Source organism: Pseudomonas sp. 5.2 (genome assembly GCF_059025405.1).
The window spans coordinates 437,079-457,152 of sequence record NZ_JBYBHH010000001.1; the positions used below are offsets into that span (position 1 = coordinate 437,079).

At 64.2% G+C, this 20,074-nt stretch carries 12 protein-coding genes; 2 read left to right on the top strand and 10 right to left on the bottom strand.

The window, feature by feature from the left end; genetic code table 11:
• Positions 1-150: 150 nt before the first annotated feature.
• Together treS and glgB are read left to right on the top strand one after the other, a co-directional pair.
• Positions 151-3,468 (top strand): maltose alpha-D-glucosyltransferase, encoded by a 3,318-nt coding sequence (treS, locus tag AC5PZ0_RS01905; protein ID WP_493854188.1) that lies wholly within the window; start codon positions 151-153, stop codon positions 3,466-3,468.
• Entirely contained in the window at positions 3,469-5,679 is a 2,211-nt protein-coding gene (gene glgB / locus AC5PZ0_RS01910) for a 1,4-alpha-glucan branching protein GlgB (RefSeq protein ID WP_099454766.1), read from the top strand. It abuts the gene before it with no gap.
• A gap of 159 nt (positions 5,680-5,838) precedes the next feature.
• On the opposite strand, the gene AC5PZ0_RS01915 is transcribed toward glgB, so the two are convergent.
• From AC5PZ0_RS01915 to AC5PZ0_RS01960, 10 genes are all read right to left on the bottom strand, one after another.
• On the bottom strand, positions 5,839-6,915 hold the full coding sequence (locus tag AC5PZ0_RS01915) for an autotransporter domain-containing protein (RefSeq protein ID WP_085272610.1): 1,077 nt from the start codon (positions 6,913-6,915) through the stop codon (positions 5,839-5,841).
• Positions 6,916-7,232: 317 nt separating this feature from the next.
• Positions 7,233-8,027: an endonuclease/exonuclease/phosphatase family protein gene (locus AC5PZ0_RS01920; RefSeq protein WP_085272611.1), complete on the bottom strand. Its 795-nt coding sequence runs from the start codon at positions 8,025-8,027 to the stop codon at positions 7,233-7,235.
• 64 nt (positions 8,028-8,091) lie between these two features.
• Positions 8,092-10,245, bottom strand: a complete 2,154-nt coding sequence (gene glgX, locus AC5PZ0_RS01925; protein WP_085272612.1) for a glycogen debranching protein GlgX — start codon at positions 10,243-10,245, stop codon at positions 8,092-8,094.
• A gap of 153 nt (positions 10,246-10,398) precedes the next feature.
• The gene (locus AC5PZ0_RS01930; protein ID WP_099428789.1) at positions 10,399-10,647 is read right to left on the bottom strand and encodes a DUF2934 domain-containing protein; all 249 of its coding nucleotides are present in this window, start codon (positions 10,645-10,647) and stop codon (positions 10,399-10,401) included.
• A gap of 14 nt (positions 10,648-10,661) precedes the next feature.
• Positions 10,662-13,436: a malto-oligosyltrehalose synthase gene (locus tag AC5PZ0_RS01935; RefSeq protein WP_493854189.1), complete on the bottom strand. Its 2,775-nt coding sequence runs from the start codon at positions 13,434-13,436 to the stop codon at positions 10,662-10,664.
• Positions 13,433-15,502 (bottom strand): 4-alpha-glucanotransferase, encoded by a 2,070-nt coding sequence (gene malQ / locus AC5PZ0_RS01940; RefSeq protein ID WP_493854190.1) that lies wholly within the window; start codon positions 15,500-15,502, stop codon positions 13,433-13,435. The genes AC5PZ0_RS01935 and malQ overlap by 4 nt, the downstream gene beginning before the upstream one ends.
• Entirely contained in the window at positions 15,499-17,241 is a 1,743-nt protein-coding gene (treZ, locus tag AC5PZ0_RS01945) for a malto-oligosyltrehalose trehalohydrolase (protein WP_493854191.1), read from the bottom strand. The genes malQ and treZ overlap by 4 nt, the downstream gene beginning before the upstream one ends.
• 14 nt (positions 17,242-17,255) lie before the next feature.
• Positions 17,256-18,815 carry a glycogen synthase GlgA gene (gene glgA, locus AC5PZ0_RS01950; RefSeq protein WP_099428793.1) on the bottom strand — a complete coding sequence of 520 codons (1,560 nt, stop codon included), beginning with the start codon at positions 18,813-18,815 and terminating at the stop codon, positions 17,256-17,258.
• A gap of 510 nt (positions 18,816-19,325) precedes the next feature.
• The gene (locus AC5PZ0_RS01955; protein ID WP_454243226.1) at positions 19,326-19,799 is read right to left on the bottom strand and encodes an SgcJ/EcaC family oxidoreductase; all 474 of its coding nucleotides are present in this window, start codon (positions 19,797-19,799) and stop codon (positions 19,326-19,328) included.
• Positions 19,800-19,893: 94 nt separating this feature from the next.
• Positions 19,894-20,061 carry a DUF6026 family protein gene (locus AC5PZ0_RS01960; protein WP_275752044.1) on the bottom strand — a complete coding sequence of 56 codons (168 nt, stop codon included), beginning with the start codon at positions 20,059-20,061 and terminating at the stop codon, positions 19,894-19,896.
• Between the last annotated feature and the right edge of the window lie 13 nt (positions 20,062-20,074).

Consider the following 20,074-nt stretch of genomic DNA (forward strand, 5'->3'; position numbering starts at 1 on the left):
GTCGGCTGCAAGCTTTTGCAGACAAATGACAGGCCCGGTGCTGCCTGTGAAACCAGCACAAAACCTGTGGGAGCTGGCTTGCCGGCGATGGGCTGCGCAGCAGCCCTAAAACCAGGTAGCGCGCATCCGCAGAACTGAAAGGAGTCACCCATGGCCAAGCGTTCCCGACCAGCAGCCTTCATCGATGACCCGCTGTGGTACAAGGACGCGGTGATTTATCAGCTGCACATCAAGTCGTTCTTCGACGCCAACAACGACGGCATCGGCGATTTCGCAGGCTTGATCAGCAAGCTCGACTACATCGCCGAACTGGGCGTCAACACGCTCTGGCTGCTGCCGTTCTACCCCTCGCCACGGCGCGATGACGGCTACGACATCGCCGAATACAAAGCCGTGCACCCCGACTACGGCAGCATGGCCGATGCGCGGCGCTTCATCGCCGAGGCGCACAAGCGCGGCCTGCGGGTGATTACCGAACTGGTCATCAACCACACCTCCGACCAGCACCCGTGGTTCCAGCGCGCCCGCCTGGCCAAGCGGGGCAGCAAGGCACGCGACTTCTACGTGTGGTCGGATGACGACCAGAAGTACGACGGCACCCGCATCATCTTCCTCGACACCGAGAAGTCTAACTGGACCTGGGACCCAGTCGCCGGCCAGTACTTCTGGCACCGCTTCTATTCGCACCAGCCAGACCTGAACTTCGACAACCCGCAAGTGCTCAAGGCGGTGATCGGGGTGATGCGCTTCTGGCTCGACCTGGGCGTCGACGGCCTGCGCCTGGACGCCATCCCCTACCTGATCGAGCGCGACGGCACCAACAACGAAAACCTCCCCGAGACCCACCGGGTGCTCAAGGCGATCCGTGCCGAGATCGACGCCAACTACCCCGACCGCATGCTGCTGGCCGAAGCCAATCAATGGCCCGAAGACACCCGCCCGTACTTTGGCGAGGGCGATGGCGACGAATGCCACATGGCCTTTCACTTCCCGCTGATGCCGCGCATGTACATGGCCCTGGCCATGGAGGACCGCTTCCCGATCACCGACATCCTGCGCCAAACCCCGGAAATCCCCGCCAACAGCCAGTGGGCGATTTTCCTGCGCAACCACGATGAGCTGACCCTGGAGATGGTCACCGACCGCGAACGCGACTACTTGTGGAACTACTACGCCGAAGACCGCCGCGCCCGCATCAACCTTGGCATCCGCCGCCGCCTGGCGCCGCTGTTGCAGCGTGACCGACGGCGCATCGAACTGCTGACCAGCCTGCTGCTGTCGATGCCCGGCACACCGACCTTGTACTACGGCGATGAACTGGGCATGGGCGATAACATCTACCTGGGCGACCGCGATGGCGTGCGCACCCCCATGCAATGGTCGCCGGACCGCAACGGCGGGTTCTCTCGCGCCGACCCGCAGCGCCTGGTGCTGCCACCGATCATGGACCCGCTGTACGGCTACCAGACAGTCAACGTCGAGGCCCAGTCCCACGACCCGCATTCGCTGCTCAACTGGAACCGCCGCCTGCTGGCGGTGCGCAACCAGCAGAAGGCGTTTGGCCGTGGCAGCATCCGCATGCTCACACCGAGCAACCGGCGCATCCTCGCGTACATCCGCGAATACACCGACCAAGAGGGCAACAGCGAAGTGATTCTTTGCGTGGCCAACGTGTCCCGCGCCGCCCAGGCTGCGGAACTCGAGCTGTCGCAATACGCCGATAAAGTACCCGTGGAGATGCTGGGCGGCAGCGCCTTTCCCCCGATCGGCCAACTGCCGTTTTTGCTGACATTGCCGCCCTATGCTTTTTACTGGTTCCTGCTGGCGTCGCACGACCGCATGCCCAGCTGGCATATCCAGGCCACCGAGGGGTTACCCGAATTGACCACACTGGTGCTGCGCAAGCGCCTGGAAGAGCTGCTCGAGGCGCCTTCCAGCGAGATGTTGGAAAGCTCGATCCTGCCGCAATACCTGCCCAAACGGCGCTGGTTCGCCGGCAAGGAAGGGCCCATCGACCAGGTTCGCCTGCGTTATGGCGTGCGTTTTGGCACGGCCACCACGCCGGTATTGCTCGGCGAACTGGAAGTGCTCAGCGATGGCGTCGCCAACCACTACCAACTGCCGTTCGGCCTGTTGCCTGAAGAGCAGATCAACAGCGCCTTGCCCCAGCAGTTGGCATTGTCGCGCGTGCGCCGTGGCCGACAGGTTGGTTTGATCACCGACGCCTTCGTCCTTGAACCATTCATCCGCGCTGTACTGCGGGCCTGCCAGGAACGCCACCGGCTGCCCTGTGGCAATGGCCTGGGCGAGCTGCGTTTCGAGTGCACCGAACAGCTTGCCAAGCTGGGGCTCACCGAAGAGAGCCCTGTGCGCTACCTCAGCGCCGAGCAGTCCAACAGCTCGGTGGTGGTTGCCGATCGGGTGGTGCTCAAGCTGATTCGCCGGGTCAACCCGGGCATTCATCCAGAACTTGAGATGAGCGCCTACCTGACTGCGGCGGGCTTTACCAATATTTCACCGTTGCTGGGGTGGGTCAGCCGCGTGGACGAGCACGCCACCCCGCACCTGTTGATGATCGCCCAGGGCTACCTGAGCAATCAGGGCGATGCCTGGGCCTGGACCCAGAACACCCTGGAACGGGCCATCCGCGACGAGATGGAACCGACCAGTTCTGCCAGCGAAGCCCACACCGATGCTTTGGCCGAACTCGATGGCTTTGCTGCCTTGCTCGGCCAGCGTCTGGGCGAGATGCACGTGTTGTTGGCAGCGCCAACCGAAGATGCGGCCTTTCAGCCGCGCACAAGCGATGCCCAGGACAGCGAGCGCTGGAGCACCCAGATCACTGCCGAGCTGACCCACGCCCTCGACCTGCTGGCCCAGCACCGCGACAGCCTGGACAGCGACAGCCAGGCGTTGGTCGACGACCTGCAGCAACAGCGCGACGGCCTGACCCAGCACATCGACAACCTCGCCCGCCAGGCCCAAGGCGGCCTGTTGATGCGCGTGCATGGCGACCTGCACCTGGGCCAGGTACTGGTGGTTCAGGGCGATGCTTACCTGATCGATTTTGAGGGCGAACCGGCGCGCCCACTGGAAGAACGCCGGGCGCGTCACAGCCCCTACAAAGATGTCAGCGGCGTGCTGCGATCCTTCGACTATGCTGCTGCGATGATTCTGCGCAACGCCTCTGCGGTGGACCTTTCCGACCCGGCGCGCAAGGCTCGGCAACGGGTTGCCAGGCACTACCTGCACCAGTCCCGCCATGCGTTTGTCGAGGCTTATGGCTTGGCTACCGCTGCCATGCCCCACGCCTGGCAACAGGCCGAAGGCGAGCGCGCCGCGCTGGAATTGTTCTGCCTGGAAAAGGCCGCGTACGAAATTACATACGAAGCTGAAAATCGACCGAATTGGCTGGCCGTGCCTTTGCATGGCTTGCATGGACTGATCAGTACCTGGGGAGAGTCATAGATGAATGCAACCACGCGTGATACCGGCGGTCTTCGGCAACGGGACCTCGACGCCCTGGCCCGCGCCGAGCACGCCGATCCATTTGCGGTACTTGGCCCCCATGGCGACGGCGCCGGCGGGCAGTGGGTCCGCGCCTTCCTGCCTAATGCCCTGAATGCGCGCGTGCTGTCGCGCCACGACGGCCGCGTGCTCGCCGAAATGGTGCAGGCCAGCTTGCCTGGGCTGTTTACCGCGCACCTTGATGACGCACAGCCCTACCTGTTGCAAATCGGCTGGGCCGGTGGTGAGCAGGTGACCGAAGACCCGTACAGCTTTGGCCCGCAGTTGGGTGACATGGACCTCTACCTGTTCGCCGAAGGCAACCACCGCGACCTGTCCGGGCGCTTTGGTGCCCAGCCGATGCAGGCCGATGGCATCGACGGCGTGTGCTTCTCGGTGTGGGCGCCGAATGCGCGGCGGGTGTCGGTGGTGGGTGACTTCAACAATTGGGATGGCCGCCGCCACCCCATGCGCCTGCGCCACAGCGCTGGGGTGTGGGAGCTGTTCGTGCCGCGGCTTGGCGTGGGTGAAACCTACAAGTTCGAAGTGTTGGGCAAAGAGGGCGTACTGCCCCTGAAAGCCGACCCGCTGGCCCGCGCCACCGAGCTGCCGCCGAGCACCGCGTCGAAGGTCGCCGGTGCGCTCAGCCACCCCTGGCAAGACCACGACTGGATGGCGCAGCGTGCGCAACGTCACGCCTACAACGCGCCCCTGTCGATCTACGAATTGCATGTCGGCTCGTGGCAGTGCGAGCTGGATGACCTGGGCGAGGTGGCGCGTTACTACAACTGGCGCGAGCTGGCCGAACGCTTGGTGCCCTATGTGCAGGCGCTGGGCTTCACCCACATCGAACTGATGCCGATCATGGAGCACCCGTTCGGCGGCTCCTGGGGCTATCAGCCCCTGTCGATGTTCGCGCCCACCTCGCGCTACGGCAGTGCCGAAGACTTCGCGGCCTTCATCGATGCCTGCCACCAAGGCGGCATCGGCGTGATCCTCGACTGGGTACCGGCGCATTTCCCTACCGACGAGCACGGCCTGGCCCGCTTCGACGGCACGGCCCTGTACGAATACGAAAACCCCCTGGAGGGCTACCACCAGGACTGGAACACGCTGATCTACAACCTTGGGCGCAACGAGGTGCGTGGCTTCATGCTGGCCTCGGCATTGCTCTGGCTCAAGCAGTTCCACATCGACGGCCTGCGTGTCGATGCGGTGGCGTCGATGCTGTACCGCGACTACTCGCGCAAGGCCGGCGAATGGGTGCCTAACCGCCATGGTGGGCGCGAGAACCTGGAGGCCATCGATTTCATCCGCCACCTCAATGGCGTCGCGGCGCACGAAGCCCCTGGCGCGTTGATCATCGCCGAAGAATCCACCGCCTGGCCCGGCGTCAGCCAGCCGATCCAGCAGGGCGGCCTGGGCTTTGCCTACAAGTGGAACATGGGCTGGATGCACGACACCTTGCACTACATCCAGAACGACCCGATTCACCGCACTTATCATCACAACGAGATGAGTTTCGGGCTGATCTATGCCTATTCCGAGCACTTCATCCTGCCGATTTCCCACGATGAGGTGGTGCACGGCAAGCACTCGCTGATCGACAAGATGCCAGGCGACCGCTGGCAGAAGTTCGCCAACCTGCGTGCCTACCTCACGTTCATGTGGGCGCACCCGGGCAAGAAGCTGTTGTTCATGGGCTGCGAATTTGGCCAGTGGCGCGAGTGGAACCACGACAGCGAGCTGGACTGGTACCTGCTGCAGTACCCTGAGCACAAGGGCGTGCAGCGCCTGGTCGGCGACCTTAACCGCCTGTACCGCGAGGTGCCTGCGCTGCATGAGCAGGACTGCCAGCCCCAGGGCTTCCAGTGGCTGATCGGTGATGACGCGCAAAACAGCGTGTATGCCTGGCTGCGCTGGAGCAGCAATGGCGAGCCGTTGCTGGTGGTGGCCAACTTCACCCCGGTGCCGCGCGAGGGGTACCGCATTGGCGTGCCGTTTGGCGAGCGTTGGGAAGAGCTGCTCAACAGCGATGCCGAACTGTATGCCGGGTCCAACGTGGGTAACCTGGGGGCGGTGGTAAGTGAAGCCGTCACCAGCCATGGGCAGCCGTTGTCGCTGGCGCTCAACCTGCCGCCGCTGGGCGTGTTGATTCTCAAACCTGCCTGAGCGGGGCAAACATTGCCCGTGTAGGAGCAGCCTTGTGCTGCGAAGAGGCCGGTGAAAGCACAGTGACTCTAGGCTGCTTTCACCGGCCTCTTCGCAGCACAAGGCTGCTCCTACAGGCAGGCATACCACCGCATGCGCAGCACAAGGGCTACAGGCCGGCTACCACCGCATCCGCACCCCAAGGCTGCCGATCAGCCCATTGAGGTCATTGTCATCCACATCGCTGCTGTAATCCGCACTCACGAACAGCGCCACATTCGGCGTCACCCGGGCCACCAGGCCCAACCCTAATTCCACGGTGGTCGAGTACCGCGAGCTGGAGATCTTGTCGACCTGGTCCAGCTTCACCTCTTCAGCATTGCTGAAGTCATACCAGACGTTGGTGCGTACATAAGGTTCGATGGGCATGCCGCGCACTTCGTAGCGCCCGGACAATTTGGCACCGACCCGGCCGCTCCAGCTGGGCTGGCTGTCGAACGCCTGCAGCGTCTCTTCCTGCACGCGGCTGCCGGGGAAAAACTGTTGGTTGATCAACTGCGCCTGTGGCTCGATCACCCAACCGCCGCCCAAGCCGATCGGGAAGCCGCCTTCCAGGGAGAAGGTCATGGCATGGCCGCTGTCGTCCAGGCGCTGGCCGCTTTCGCCACGGCCATTGATGTCGATGCGCGAACCCATGGCCACGGCATCCAGGTGCCAACCCCGTTCATGGGTCATGCTCCAGTACACCCCCAGGCTCTCGCCACTCAGGTTCACCGCATTGCGTTGCTTGTCGCCCAGCAGCGGGCGAATACCGTTGAAGCTGCTTTGCAGGTTGTTGTGGCCAACAAAAATACCCGCGCGGTGCACATTGCCTGCGCCGGTCTCCCGCAGGAACAGGTCTGGGCCAACCAGCAGTTGCTGGCTGGGGGCTTCAAGCTGGTCAGGCGGTTGTGCACCGGTGCGCGTGGCACCCGGGAAAAACTGCGACCACTGGCTGGCGACCAGGTCCGGTGCCGCCTGCCCGTGGCGTTCGGTCATTTTTTCCGAGAACGCGTTCAATGTGCCGAGGCTCACGCCGCTGGCGCTGACCGGGTCGAGCGATAGCTGCGGCATCGCCGGTTGTTGCAGGAAGCTGGGGGAGGTTGGGTCGTCCTGCAGTTCGAATGCGAAAGTTTCCACTGGGGTTGCCAGAAGCAGCGACGTGGAAACCGCGTAGAAAATGCTGTCGAAGCGCAAGGGATTCGAGGTTCTTTTCATGGCGGATCTCCGTTTATTTTTGTGGTACAGCCCAAGGACCTGGCCTGTTGTCACGAGCTGTACGGCAAAAACAGTGGGCGACCCAAACCAGCACGCCTGCTTTCGCAAACGCGCACGAAGGCGCGAGCTAGAGGCCCGGCGCGAGATCTTTACAACTAGATAATGTTCAGCTAAGGAGAGGGAGCGGCTTGCGTCAAGAAAGCGTGAAGGTTGTGTTCATTGCACATGATTTGGTTCAAGTGGCTGATTTGTTGAGTTAAATAGTCGGGTATAGCAAGGTTCGCTATTTGCCGCTGCCTGGCTATGAAGAATGATTGCTACAGCTTGACCTCGACCGACAGCGGCAGATGGTCGGAGAGGTGCGTCCAAGGTTTGTGTCCCAGAATCTGCGGCGCATGGCTTTGCGCGTTGCGCAGGTAGATGCGGTCCAGGCGCAGCAGCGGCATGCGCGCCGGGTAGGTACGTGCGAGGTGGCCGTGGTGGCGTTCGAACGCTTCGTGCAGGTCGTTGCGCAGGCCCAGGGTGCGATTGCCGCGCAGCTTCCAGTCGTTGAAGTCGCCAGCGATGATAACGGGTGCACCTTCGGGCAGAGACTCGAGCAGCCTGCGCAGCAACTGCAGTTGCTGTTGGCGATGGCTCTCCAGCAGCGACAAGTGCACGCAGATGGCATGCACCTGATGCGGGCCAGGCACGTCGAGGACGCAATGCAGCAAGCCGCGGCGCTCGGGGCCGGTGATTGACACGTCGAGGTTGCGGTGTTCGATGATCGGGTATTTCGACAGCAGGGCGTTGCCATGGTGGCCGTCGGGGTATACGGCATTGCGGCCGTAGGCGAAGTCACTCCACATGCTGTCAGCGAGAAATTCGTACTGGGACGTCTGCGGCCAGCCGGGGTAGCGCGCGGCGTGGCGATCGTGGCTGCCGAGCACCTCCTGCAAGAACACGATATCGGCCTGAGTACTGCGCACCGCTTCGCGCAGTTCCGGCAGGATGAAGCGCCGGTTGAAGGCGGTGAAGCCCTTGTGGGTGTTGACCGTCAGCACCCGCAGCCGGTGCACGGCTGGGGCCTGGTCAACAGTGGCGAAACCGGGGCTGCTGGCTTCGAGCTTCACAGGGGCTCCCACAAGGTCATCATCGGGGCGGTTTAATGCTAGGACCTGCCTAGGGTAGGTGGGTTCACTCTTCCTCGTGCTGCAACACCATCAACAACATCGAGCGCCCCTTCACCTCGAAGGTACTCTCGAACTGCAAGTGCTGGCCCTTGCGCAGTTCTGGCCGATCCGTGTCGACCAGGCAGCTCCAGTAGTCCCCTTCGGGCACCGCCGGCAGCTGGAATGGCACGGTGTCGTGGTGGGCATTGACGATCAGCAGCACCGTCGCCTCGGCGCCGGGCCGGGCGATGCCGCTGACCTGTGCACGCCCGTCGATCAGCATGCCCAGGCAGCGGCCATGGGGGTCTTCCCACTGCTCGACGCTCATCTCGCTGCCATCCGGTGCCAGCCAGGTGACATCCTTGACCCCGATCGCCTCGTTGTAGTCGCCGACCAAAAAGCGTGAGCGGCGCAGCACCGGGTAGGCCAGGCGCAGCCGGGTCAGGCGCTTGACGAAGGCCAGCAGCGCGGTGCCGTCTTCGTCCAGGTCCCAGTTGACCCAGCCGATCTCACTGTCCTGGCAATAGGCGTTGTTGTTGCCATGCTGGGTGCGGCTGAATTCGTCGCCAGCGACAATCATCGGCGTGCCCTGTGCGAACAGCAGGGTGGCGAAGAAGTTGCGCATCTGGCGCATGCGCAGGGCGTTGATTTCAGGGTCTTCGGTAGGCCCTTCGGCGCCGCAGTTCCAGGACAGGTTGTTGTCGGTGCCGTCCTGGTTATTCTCGTCGTTGTCCTCGTTGTGCTTGCCGTTGTACGACACCAGGTCGCGCAAGGTGAAGCCATCGTGGGCGGTGACGAAATTGACCGAGGCATAGGGGCGCCGACCACGGTTGTTGAACATGTCCCCTGACGCGGTCATGCGCGAGGCGAAGTCGGCCAACTGGCCTTCGTCACCTTTCCAGAATGCCCGCACGGTGTCGCGGAAGCGGTCGTTCCACTCTGCCCAGCCCGGCGCGAAGTTACCCACCTGATAGCCGCCAGGGCCGCAGTCCCAAGGTTCGGCAATCAGTTTGACCTGGCTCAGCATCGGGTCCTGGCGGCAGGCGACGAGGAAGCCGTGGCGTTCGCTGTAGCCGTCGTGGTAGCGGCCGAGGATGGTGGCCAGGTCGAAGCGGAAGCCATCCACATGCATCTCGCCGGCCCAGTAGCGCAGCGAGTCGGTGACCAGCTGCAGCACGCACGGGTGGCTCAGGTCGAGGGTATTGCCGGTGCCGGAGTCGTTGATGTAGTAACGCTTGTCGTCGGGCATCAGCCGGTAGTAGGAGGCGTTGTCGATGCCGCGCATGGACAGCGTCGGGCCTCGCTCGTTGCCCTCGGCGGTGTGGTTGTAGACCACATCCAGGATCACCTCCAGCCCGGCGTCATGCAGGTGCGCGACCATCTCCTTGAACTCGGCGATCTTGCCGCTGGCGAGGTAACGGGGGTGTGGTGCGAAGAAGGCGATGCTGTTGTAGCCCCAGTAATTGTTCAGGCCTTTGTCCAGCAGGTGCTGGTCGTTGACGAAGGCATGGATCGGCAGCAGCTCGATACTGGAAACGCCCAGCTCTTTGATGTGCTTGAGCAGCTCGTCGTTGGCCAGGCCAGCGAAGGTCCCGCGCAGTTCTTCCGGCACCGCCGGGTGGCGCATGCTGATGCCGCGGGTGTGGGCTTCGTAGAGGATGGTGCGCTCCCAGGGCACCTGCACACGCTGATCGCGGCCCCAGGTGAAGGCCGGGTCGATGACTTTGCATTTGGGCACGAAGGGCGCGCTGTCGCGTTCATCGAACGACAGGTCGCCGTCGGGGTGGCCGATGGTGTAGCCGAACAGCGCCTCGGACCATTTCAGGCTGCCGACCAGTTGTTTGGCGTACGGGTCGATCAGCAGTTTGTTGGGGTTGAAACGGTGGCCGTTCTCGGGCTCGTAAGGGCCGTAGACGCGGTAGCCGTAGACCAGCCCCGGGTGCGCGTCGGGCAGGTAGCCGTGGTAGATCTCGTCGGTGTATTCCGGCAGCTCGATGCGTTCGATTTCCTGCTCGCCGGTGGAGTCGAACAGGCACAGCTCGACCTTGGTGGCGTTGGCCGAGAACAGGGCGAAGTTGACCCCAAGCCCGTCCCAGGTGGCGCCGAGGGGGAAGGGCATGCCTTCGCGAATGCGCGAGGGGGCGACCGAGCGGGTTTTCTTCGGGGTACGGGGGCTCATGGCAGTCCTCGAGTGACCGTGGTGGAAGGGGGATATGTAGGCCTGACCGGGCCTCTTCGCGGGGCAAGCCCGCTCCCACAGAGCCCCCACTGCCTCAAGCATGGTGATGATCCTGTGGGAGCGGGCTTGCCCCGCGAAGGGGCCCGTTCAGGTTTAACCGGCGGCGGGCTTTTTCACCGCGCGTGGCTTCTTCACAGCTGCAGGTTTTGCAACCGGTTCTGCCGCTACCTTCGGCTTGGCCGCGGCTTTCTTGCGCGGTGCTGCCTTGGGGGCAAGTGCTTCAGCTTCGGCAAGCTTGCGCGCCATCTCCCAGTGGCGTTCCTCCTCACCCACAGGCTTACCTTCCGATTCCCAGATCTGGTAGGCAAATTCACGGATACGTTTCTCATCGACACTCATCATGACGCTCCTGATGCTCAAGATTGTTGTATCAACACATTGACCGGAAATTCCGACAGTACGGCGCTCAACAGCAGCTCCTTTGTAGGGCTGACCGCAGCACTGGGGAAAAGTCCCGTCGAGTTGGCAGGCGACAAGGCAAACGGCAGTATCAGCCGGGTGTCGTCCCAGTTATGGGCCGGGATCAACGGTGTAGGGGCGCCGCCGAGCAGGCTGCTGGCCAGGCGTGGCGCAATGACAATGGCGCGTTCGTCGTCACCCAGGCGGGCAAAGGCCAGCACCTTGTCGGCATGCCGACCCTGCACGGTCAGCGGCAGGTAGGCGCCACGCCGGAACAGCTCGGCGTGCGCCTGGCGGCAGTCCAGCACCCGCGCGATCAAGGCCTGCTTGATGCGGCCGTCGCGCCAGTGCGCCAGCAACTCGGCGGGGGTAGTGGCGTCGTCCAGGGTGCGGCGCCTGAGCGTGTAATCGACGGGGCGGCGGTTGTCCGGGTCGACCAGGCTGAAGTCCCAGTATTCGTTACCCTGGTACAGGTCGGGCACGCCGGGCACGGTCATGCGCAACAGCGTCTGGACCAACCCATTGAGTGCGCCAGGGCAGGCGATGAGCTGGGCGGCATCGGCCACGGACTTGCGCAACTGCTGGTTCTCGTCATCCAGCAGCAGGCCGTCGATGTAGCTGGCGCAGGCGGCCTCGTAGGCCTCGTTCGGGGCATTCCAGCTGCTGCGCAACTTGGCTTCACGCAGGGCCTTCTGTTGCCATTGCCGCAGGCGCTCGGCGTACTGGCGCAGGGCGCCGTCATCGTGCGGGTCGAGGTTCAGCGGCCAACTGCCCAGCAGCGTCTGCAGCAGCATCAGCTCATCGCCAGGGCTGGGGGCCAGGCCGTCGTCCAGTTGCGCCCGCAGCGGCGCCGCCAACTCGCGCCAATGCTCCACCCGGCTGGCCAGCCACGGGCCGCGTTCGCTGAGCACGGCCAGGCGGGCGCGGGTGTCTTCGCCGCGCTTGTGGTCGTGGGTGGCGGTGGCCAGCAGGCTGTCGGGGAAGTCGCGCAGGCGCCGCTGGGCTTCGTTATGGAACACTTCGCTGCCTGCGCTGAAACGCTCGGCCTCGAAGCCCACATCGTTGCGCGACAGCAACCGGGCGCTGCGGTAGAACGCCGTGTCTTCCACGGCCTTGGCGGCGCTGGGCGCGGTCAGTTGCTGGAAGCGCACACAGGCATGGCGCAAGTGCTTGCGTGGCCGGCCCGGTGGCAGGCGGCGCCAGGGCTGGCCACCGAGCCATTGTTCGAGCTGGTCGAGCAGCGGCCAGTCCGCTTCGCTGAGGTCGTGGCGGGCATTGGCCAAGGCTTGCTGGAAGAAGGCTTCATCTTCTGCAGGGCGGCCGCAGGCGTTGAAGTAGGTGCGGTACACCGGGTAGTGCGCGACCAGCGCCTGCAACGCCCGGCGGATTGCGCCCAGGGTCAGGTCGCGGGTCATCAGGTCGTCGCGGGCCACCTGCAGCAGGGCCTGGGCCACCGATTCGCAGTCACCGGCCAGGCTGGCATTGAGCACCAGGTGGCGTGCCAGGCGCACTTCCTCGGGGAAGTCTGGGCGCTCGCTGACGTTGGCCCACAATTCGGTTAACGGCGCCTCGCCGGCCGGGTCGTGTTGCAACAGCGAGACCTGGTTCATGAACTCGTAGCCGGTGGTGCCGTCGGTATGCCAGTCCTGGTGCAGGTGCTCGTCGGCGCCGAGGATTTTTTCCACGTAGAGGGGGAAGTGTTCCAGCGCCGCGTTCAGCGGCCGCTGCGCCAACAGGCTGTCGACCCGGCGGCGCAGTTTGCGGCAATAGCCGCGGGGGTCGGCCAGGCCGTCGATATGGTCGATGCGCAGGCCATCCACCAGGCCGCGCTCGATCAGCTCGAACAGCTTGGCGTGGGTGGCCTCGAACACCGCTGCGCGCTCGACCCGCAGGCCGCCCAGCTCGTTGATGTCGAAGAAGCGCCGCCAGTTGATGTCGTCGGCGGCGGTGCGCCAGCTGGCCAGGCGATAGGTCTGGCGTTCAAGCAGCAAGTGCAGGCGTTTGAGGCCAGCTTCGCTGCGGCTATCGAACGCGATCAAGGCCGATTCGAGGTCGGCGCCGTCGTTTACCAGGCGTGCCAGCTCAGCCTGTAAGGGCAGGGCATCGTTCAGCGGTTGGGCACTGTCGCTCAGCGCGGTGAAGTGCGCGGCCAACGCCTGCAAGGCGGGCTCAGGGCTTTGCGCAAGGATCCAGCCATAGTCGATTGGGCAGATCGGGAAGCGATGGTCGTAATGGGCAACTTCCAGCACGCCTTGCTGCTTGTCGAAGGTCAGCGGGATCTCGCCTTGCTTCAGGGCTGCGCCGTAGTCGCTGCCGAGGAAGGGCAGCAGTAACTGGCCGGCCAGCAGCGGGTCGCTGGAGTGCCACTGAATGTCGAAAAACTCCGCATACGGGCTGCGCCGGCCCCAGGCCAGCAGGCTTTGCCACCAGGGGTTGTCGGCACCGCCCACGGCCATGTGGTTGGACACGGTGTCGAGGATCAGCCCCATGCCGTGCTGGCGCAGGGCAGCGACCAGGCGCTGCAGCGCCGCCTCGCCGCCGAGCTCCGGGTTGACCTGGGTCGGGTCGACCACGTCGTAGCCATGGCGTGAGCCGACACGGGCTTTGAGGATCGGCGAGGCATACAGGTGGCTGATGCCCAACTGGGCGAAGTACGGCACCAGCGGCACCGCGTGGTCGAGGGTGAAGTCGCTGTGAAATTGCAGGCGTAAGGTCGCGGTCAGGGGTTTCATCGGTCACGCTCCCAGGCTTGTTCGCGGGCCTGGGCCAGCAGTTCCAGACGCCGTGCGGCGTCTTCGTCGTCGAGCAGTTCGCGCACCGGCAGGGCAAAGCGCCGGCGCCAGTTGGGGTGGCCTGCAGTGGTGCCAGGCAGGTTGGGTTGCTCGTCGCAGCCCAGCAGGTCTTCGAGGGGCACCAGCACCAGCGGGGCGCGGGTGTGGCCGACGTAGCGGATGGCGGCGTCGATCACGGCGTCGTTATCGGGTAGCGGGCCGTAGTTGGTCTCCAGGGCACGGCGCAGGCCGTTGTGTTCTTTTTGGCGGTCGTGACGCCACTGCAATTCGGTGGCGGCATCGATCAAGTGCAGGCGATGGAACCAGTCGATGTCACGGTTTTCCAGCCAGCCGGCCAGCGGCGCCAGGTCATGGGTGCCGGTGGTGGCCAGGGCGCTGTCGGGCCAGTCGAGAATGGGCTTGAAGTGGCCAGGTTGGGTCTGTTCGAAAGGCAGCACGCGCATGCCCAGCACGGCCTTGTCGGCCAGCTGTTCGCGCAGGCCATCGGGCACGGTGCCGAGGTCTTCGCCGAGGATGACCGCCTGGTGCCGAACCGATTCCAGCGCCAGCAGGCGCAGCAGGTCGTCGAGCGGGTAATTCAGGTAAGCGCCTTCGCTGGGTTTGGCGCCACGCGGGATCAACCACAGCCTGCGCAGGCCCATGACGTGGTCGATGCGCAGGCCGCCGGCGTGGGCGAGGTTGGCCCGCAGCATCTCGATGAACGCGCGGTAGCCGTTGCGTTTGAGGCCTTCGGGCGAGAACGCGCAAATGCCCCAGTCCTGCCCCGAACGGTTGAGAATGTCGGGCGGCGCGCCGACCTTGAGGTTGGCCAGCAACTCGTCCTGGCGGCTCCAGGCCTGGCTGCCGGCGCCGTCGGCACCCACCGCCAAGTCGGCGATCAGGCCAATGGTCATGCCATTGCCACGTGCGGCCTCCTGGGCGCGTTGCAGGCTACGTTCGGTCAGCCACTGGCAAAAGGCGTGGAACTCGACCTTTGCCGGGTAGGCGTTGGCGAAGGCTTCGACTTCGGGGTGGTAGGGGTCGTGCCAGGCGCGGGGCCAATTGCGCCAGTCAGCGCCCAGGCCATGCTCCACCGCTTGCGCTTGCAACACTTCGAAGCGGCAATGGTGTTCCAGGGCTTGGCCAGCGGCAGCGCGGTAGCTGTCGAAGTCCTTGCGCAGCGGGTGGTCGCCCTGGCTGAAGTCCTGGTACAGGGCTTCGAGCAGGCGCAGGCGAGCAGCAGCGGCGCGCGGCCAGTCGACCAGCGGCTGCTGCTCTAGGTCTTCGAGCACCTGTTCCAAGCCGCAGGCTTCGATCGCCATGCGCACGGCGCGCTCGCCGAACAGGGCGGCTGGGCTGGCATAGAGGGTATTGAGCAACAGGCGGCTGGATGGCGAGTAGGGGCTGTAGTGCTCCTGGTCGATGGCCGACAGCGCGTGAATCGGGCTGATCGCCAAGGCATCGGCGCCGCGCTCGGCGGCGGTGCGCGCCAGTTGTTCCAGTGCCAGGCAGTCGCCATAGCCACCATCGCCAGTGCGCCGCAGGCTGTACAGTTGCACGGCCAGGCCCCAACAGCGTGGGGGCGGTTGCGCCACGCTGTCGGCCAGGCTGTAGCAGCGTGAAGGCGCCACGGCCACGGTGCAGGTGCGGCCGTCGATTTCCAGTGCGTGGTAGCCGAGGGGCAGCTCGGCAGGCAGGCGCCCCTGGTTGTCCAGGGTGAGGGTGCGCTGGCTGTTGTCTTCCAAGGTGCAACGCACGGTGCTGTTGGCGCTGAAGTAGCGGCCCAGCGCCAGGGGTTGGCCAAGCTCTGCGGTCAACAAAGGTGGCAGGTGTTCGCTGTCTTCGGCGGCCTCCACGGCGCGCAGGCTGGCTTGGATGGCGTTTTCGTCGGCGGCGGGGTGGCCGAGGCCTTCGAGGACATTGCGCAGTACGTCATCGCTGACTTGCTGCGGCCGGGCATTGGCATCGATCCAGTCGCGGCTAAGCCCGACGCGGGCCGCCAAACGGTGCAGGGCGGTTTCGCTCATGGGCGCTCCTGGCCAGGGGGAAGCAGGCTGACCACGCAGCTGTACGCGGCCAGGGACGTATCGGGGTGGCGGGTGTCACTGCTGTCGAACAGCCGGCTTTCGGCGGGCGGCAGCGCGACGGCTTGGGGGCTTGCGGACAGGTTGAGGTCAATGCGCAAGGTGTTGCCGTCGCCCAACTGCCAGCGTGCGGTCAGCGCTTTGTCGCCGTGCACGTCAGCGCCCAGCGCGCGGCTGCCCGGCAAGTGCGGGATGACGTGGCGGCGGCGCAGGTCGAGCAACTGGTGATAGAGGCCATGCCAACCGGCAATGACGTCCTTGTTTTGCGGCCGTGAAGAAGCGAAGGTTTGCGCGGCATTTGGGTCGGGGATGCGTTCACGCTGCTCGGGGTCGGCGAACGCGGCGAAGTGGGCGAACTCACCGCGCCGGCCTTCGCGCACCGCATCGGCCAATTCGTCATGGAAGTCGGTAAAGAACAGGAACGGGCTGCAACTGCCATCATCCTCACCCATGAACAACAACGGGATCATCGGCGCCAACAGCAACAGGCCGGTGGCTGCCCGCAAAGCCTGCGGCGGGCAGAGGCGGGTCAGGCGCTCACCCAGTGCGCGATTGCCGATTTGGTCGTGGTTTTGCAAGAACAGCACGAATGCGCTGGGCTCGAGATGCCCGCTTGGCTCGCCACGCGGTGTGCCATGGCGGTTGGCCTGGCCTTGGAACACGAAACCTTCCGACAGGCAGCGGGCCAACTGGTCGATGGGACGGTGTTTATAGTCGGCGTAGTAGCCTTCGGTCTCGCCGGTGAGCAGCACGTGCAGGGCGTTGTGGCCATCGTCGTTCCACTGGGCATCGAAACCCTGCTCCAGCAAAAAGGCTTGGTTGTGCTCGTTCTCCAGCACCAGCCAGATATGCCGGCCGGGCGCCACGGCAGCACGCACCCGCTGCGCCAGCTCGACCAGAAAGTCCGGCTGGTCGATGGCATGCACCGCATCCAGGCGCAGGCCGTCGCAGCGGTAGTCGCACAGCCACATCAGGGCGTTCTGGATGAAAAATTCGCGCACTTCTGCGCGGCGGAAGTCGATCGCCGCGCCCCACGGCGTTTGCCGGTCTTCGCGAAAGAACGGGCTGGCGTACTGGTGCAGGTAATTGCCATCCGGGCCAAAGTGGTTGTAGACCACGTCCACCAACACCATCAACCCTTCGCCGTGCGCCTGGTCGACCAGCGCGCACAGTTGCTGCGGGGTGCCGTAAGTGTTTTGTGGCGCGAACGGCAGCACGCCGTCGTAACCCCAATTGCGTTCGCCTGGGAACTGCCCCAACGGCATCAGCTCGATAGCGCTGATGCCGATTTCGGCCAGGCGCGGCAACTGCCGGGCAACCCCGGTGTAGCCGTCCAGCACGCCGACGTGCAATTCCTGGATGACCGCCTCATGCCAGGGCCGGCCCTGCCAGGGGTGTTGCCAGGCATAGCTGGCAACATCCACCACCTCGCTGGGCCCTTGCACCCCTTCAGGCTGGTAGCGCGACGCGGGGTCGGCGACCAGCAATGTGCCGTCGACCCGGTAACGATACCGATCACCGGCCTGACACGGGACAACGCCCGTGTACCAGCCATCATTGTCGGGCAGCAGTGCTACAGCAGGCTGCTGCTCCAGTTCCACGCTCACGCTGCGCGCATCCGGCGCCCAGAGGGCGAAGCGCGCCGACGTGGCGTCCAGCAAGTGTGCGCCATGCCTGTGCATCTTCGGTTCTCCGCTCAGTAATGGCTGACCTGTGCCTGCTTGACCAAGTCCTCGTAAAGGCGGGCGTAGGGTTCCACCGCCTGGCACCAGTTGAACGGCTGGGTCATCGACAGGCAGCGCATGGCGTTGAGCAGGTCTTTCTTACCGTAGACATAGAAGGCGCGGCTGAGCGCCTCGCGGTAGCTCTCGACGGTCGATTCGTTGAACAGGAAGCCGGTGACACCGCACTCGATGGTGTCGGCCAGGCCACCGGTATTACGCGCCACCGGCAGCGAACCAAAGCGCTGCGCGTACATCTGGCTGAGGCCGCACGGCTCATAGCGCGAGGGCATCAGCAGGAAATCACTGCCGGCGAACATGCGCCGGGCATCGGTTTCGTTGAAGCCGATGCGCACGCCGATGCGGCCTGGGTGACGCAGCGCCAGTTCGCGCATGGCCTGTTCTTCTTCCGGTTCGCCACGGCCGATGATCGCGATCTGCCCGCCTTGCTCGACGATGTAGTCGGCCACGCCCAGGGTCAGGTCCAGGCCTTTCTGGTAGACCAGGCGCGAGACCACCGCAAACAACGGCCCTTCGGAAGGTTCCAGCTCGAACAACTGGCGCACCGCTTCGGTGTTACGCGCCTTGCCGGCCCAGTCGTTGATGCTGAAGTTGTGTTGCAGGTGTTTGTCGGTGGCCGAATCCCAGCTTTCGTCGATGCCGTTGGGGATGCCACCTAGCAGGCCTTGCTGGGCCTTGGCCGAGAGGAAACCATCCAGGCCGCAGCCAAACTCCGGCGTGGTGATTTCCCGGGCATAGGTGGCGCTGACCGTGGTGATATGGCTGGAGTAGGCCAGGCCCGCCTTGAGGAACGACAGCTTGCCGTAGAACTCCATGCCTTCTTGCTGCATGGCATGCTCGGGGATCGCCAGTTCCGGGCTGCAGCCACGGCTATAAACGCCCTGGTAGGCCAGGTTGTGAATGGTGAACAACGTCGGCGTGTTCAGCCCGCGCCAATGCATGTAGGCCGGGGCCAGGCCGGCGGGCCAGTCGTGGGCGTGCACCACTTCGGGCTTCCAGTGGATCATGCCTTCGCCTGCGGCAATTTCGGCGGCAGCCAGGCCCAGGCGGGCGAAGCGGATGTGGTTATCGGGCCAGTCGCGACCATTGTTGGCACCATAGGGAGTGCCATCACGCTGGTACAACTCAGGGCAGATCAACACATAGATGACCAGGCCGTCAGCCAGGTCCATACGCCCGATCTTGCACGGCGGCAGCGCCGCATGGCCGCCCAGTTCGCCGACAATGTGAATCGGGTTGTCGCTTTCCATCACCTGGCGGTAGCCGGGGATCAGTACCCGTACATCATGCAAATGCGCCAAGGCGCGGGGCAGGGCGGCGGAGACATCGCCCAGGCCGCCGGTCTTGACCAGGTCGGCGATCTCCGAGGTGACGAACAGAATCTTGCGTTTGTTCGGGTTGTGCTGGCGCTGGGCGCCGGGTGCCTTGCCTGTCGTGGCGAAATCCGGGGTAAGCGGCTCGCGGTTGTCCGGGTTGAATGAATCTACGTGAGGCTCGACAGCGGCACTGATCATACTTCTCTCCGTCCCTATGCTTGGCCGGGTGCTGGCACCCGTGGTGTTATCTCGTGTTGGTTCTCTCTAATACAAAACTGTGTAGTGCTATCCATGCCCCTGAGTCGTGCGCACAGGCTCAACGCGATCAGCATTCCGGCCGACGGCGATTGGACTGATTGGGGTTGGCGGGCCCTGGCTGGGGAAGCCCCCTTTGCACGTGCCCTACTTAATTCCTGACCCACCGCCGTTTGTGAAAGTTCGACTTTTCTACGTCACTCTTCCTCTGAGCAAATGGCGGGCCGAAAGCTGAGTGTAGGAGAGAAGAAGTAAAAAAGGTGACCCACTGGTCACTTTCGTTATGGCTGATTTAGACGCAAACGTTGGCGAATGTGACTGGATGTGAAAAGAGTGATCGAGGGTGGGGCAGGCGGGGAGGGCGGCGCGTCATCATGGGGCGCGTGCGTGTTTTTTCGCCCTCTAATGGGGCGGGTAAAACACGCACGTTGCAGGTGTCTTGCTAACGCGACCTCAGCGTTGTGGCAACAGTGAGGAATGGTGGTGGCTGATCAGCCAGGCCTGGCCGTCCCAGCGGTAGGTGAAGGTGTAGCGCGCTGGTACCTGCTTGCCGTTGGCGGCAAAGTCGAATGTGTACAGCCCTGCCAGGGTCATCTTGTTGCAACCAGGGGTCAGGTGAAGCGTGTCCAGCGTGCCACTTGGCCGATCAGCAAGAAAGTGCTGAAAGTAGTCGATTCGCGCGTCGGGGGTCAGCCGGGGCACCTTCGACACCGTGGGCAGCAATACCGCATCGTCGCTGTACAGTTTGGCGACGGCCGCCGCATCGCCAGTCTGCAGGCTGGCATTCCATTGCTCGAACAAGGCGCGGGACTCGGCCTCAGTCAGCGTCTGGCATTGTTGTGGCGGGTTTGTTTGTGGCGTGCTCGCCTGCGCCGGCAGGCAGGCGATGAGCAGGGCGGCAGGGAGCAAATAGGCAACGGGGGACATACGCGTATCCATCGGCGGATGCAGGCTCCGGAGCGGGCCTGCGGCGGATGCTACGGTAAGGAGGGCGTGCCCCCGTCAACGAGTAGAAAGTTCGTCAGCGGCTGACGGATTTTTCGCCAGTATTGGCTTGTTCCAGCATTTGGCTGAGTTGCGCGACACGTTGTTGCAGCTGATCGCGTTCTTGCTTCAGGCGGGCCAGTTCATCACGGCGCACTGAGACGTAGAGTGTCTGGATGGGAGTCGCTGGCATCAAAGTACCCATTGCACACCTCGCA

Bases quoted from the DNA above. Each gene is read 5' to 3' on its own strand.
- treS (WP_493854188.1), top strand. From the start codon at position 151: ATGGCCAAGCGTTCCCGACCAGCAGCCTTCATCGATGACCCGCTGTGG.
- glgB (WP_099454766.1), top strand. From the start codon at position 3,469: ATGAATGCAACCACGCGTGATACCGGCGGTCTTCGGCAACGGGACCTC.
- AC5PZ0_RS01915 (WP_085272610.1), bottom strand. From the start codon at position 6,915: ATGAAAAGAACCTCGAATCCCTTGCGCTTCGACAGCATTTTCTACGCG.
- glgX (WP_085272612.1), bottom strand. From the start codon at position 10,245: ATGAGCCCCCGTACCCCGAAGAAAACCCGCTCGGTCGCCCCCTCGCGC.
- AC5PZ0_RS01930 (WP_099428789.1), bottom strand. From the start codon at position 10,647: ATGATGAGTGTCGATGAGAAACGTATCCGTGAATTTGCCTACCAGATC.
- AC5PZ0_RS01935 (WP_493854189.1), bottom strand. From the start codon at position 13,436: ATGAAACCCCTGACCGCGACCTTACGCCTGCAATTTCACAGCGACTTC.
- malQ (WP_493854190.1), bottom strand. From the start codon at position 15,502: ATGAGCGAAACCGCCCTGCACCGTTTGGCGGCCCGCGTCGGGCTTAGC.
- treZ (WP_493854191.1), bottom strand. From the start codon at position 17,241: ATGCACAGGCATGGCGCACACTTGCTGGACGCCACGTCGGCGCGCTTC.
- glgA (WP_099428793.1), bottom strand. From the start codon at position 18,815: ATGATCAGTGCCGCTGTCGAGCCTCACGTAGATTCATTCAACCCGGAC.
- AC5PZ0_RS01955 (WP_454243226.1), bottom strand. From the start codon at position 19,799: ATGTCCCCCGTTGCCTATTTGCTCCCTGCCGCCCTGCTCATCGCCTGC.
- AC5PZ0_RS01960 (WP_275752044.1), bottom strand. From the start codon at position 20,061: ATGGGTACTTTGATGCCAGCGACTCCCATCCAGACACTCTACGTCTCA.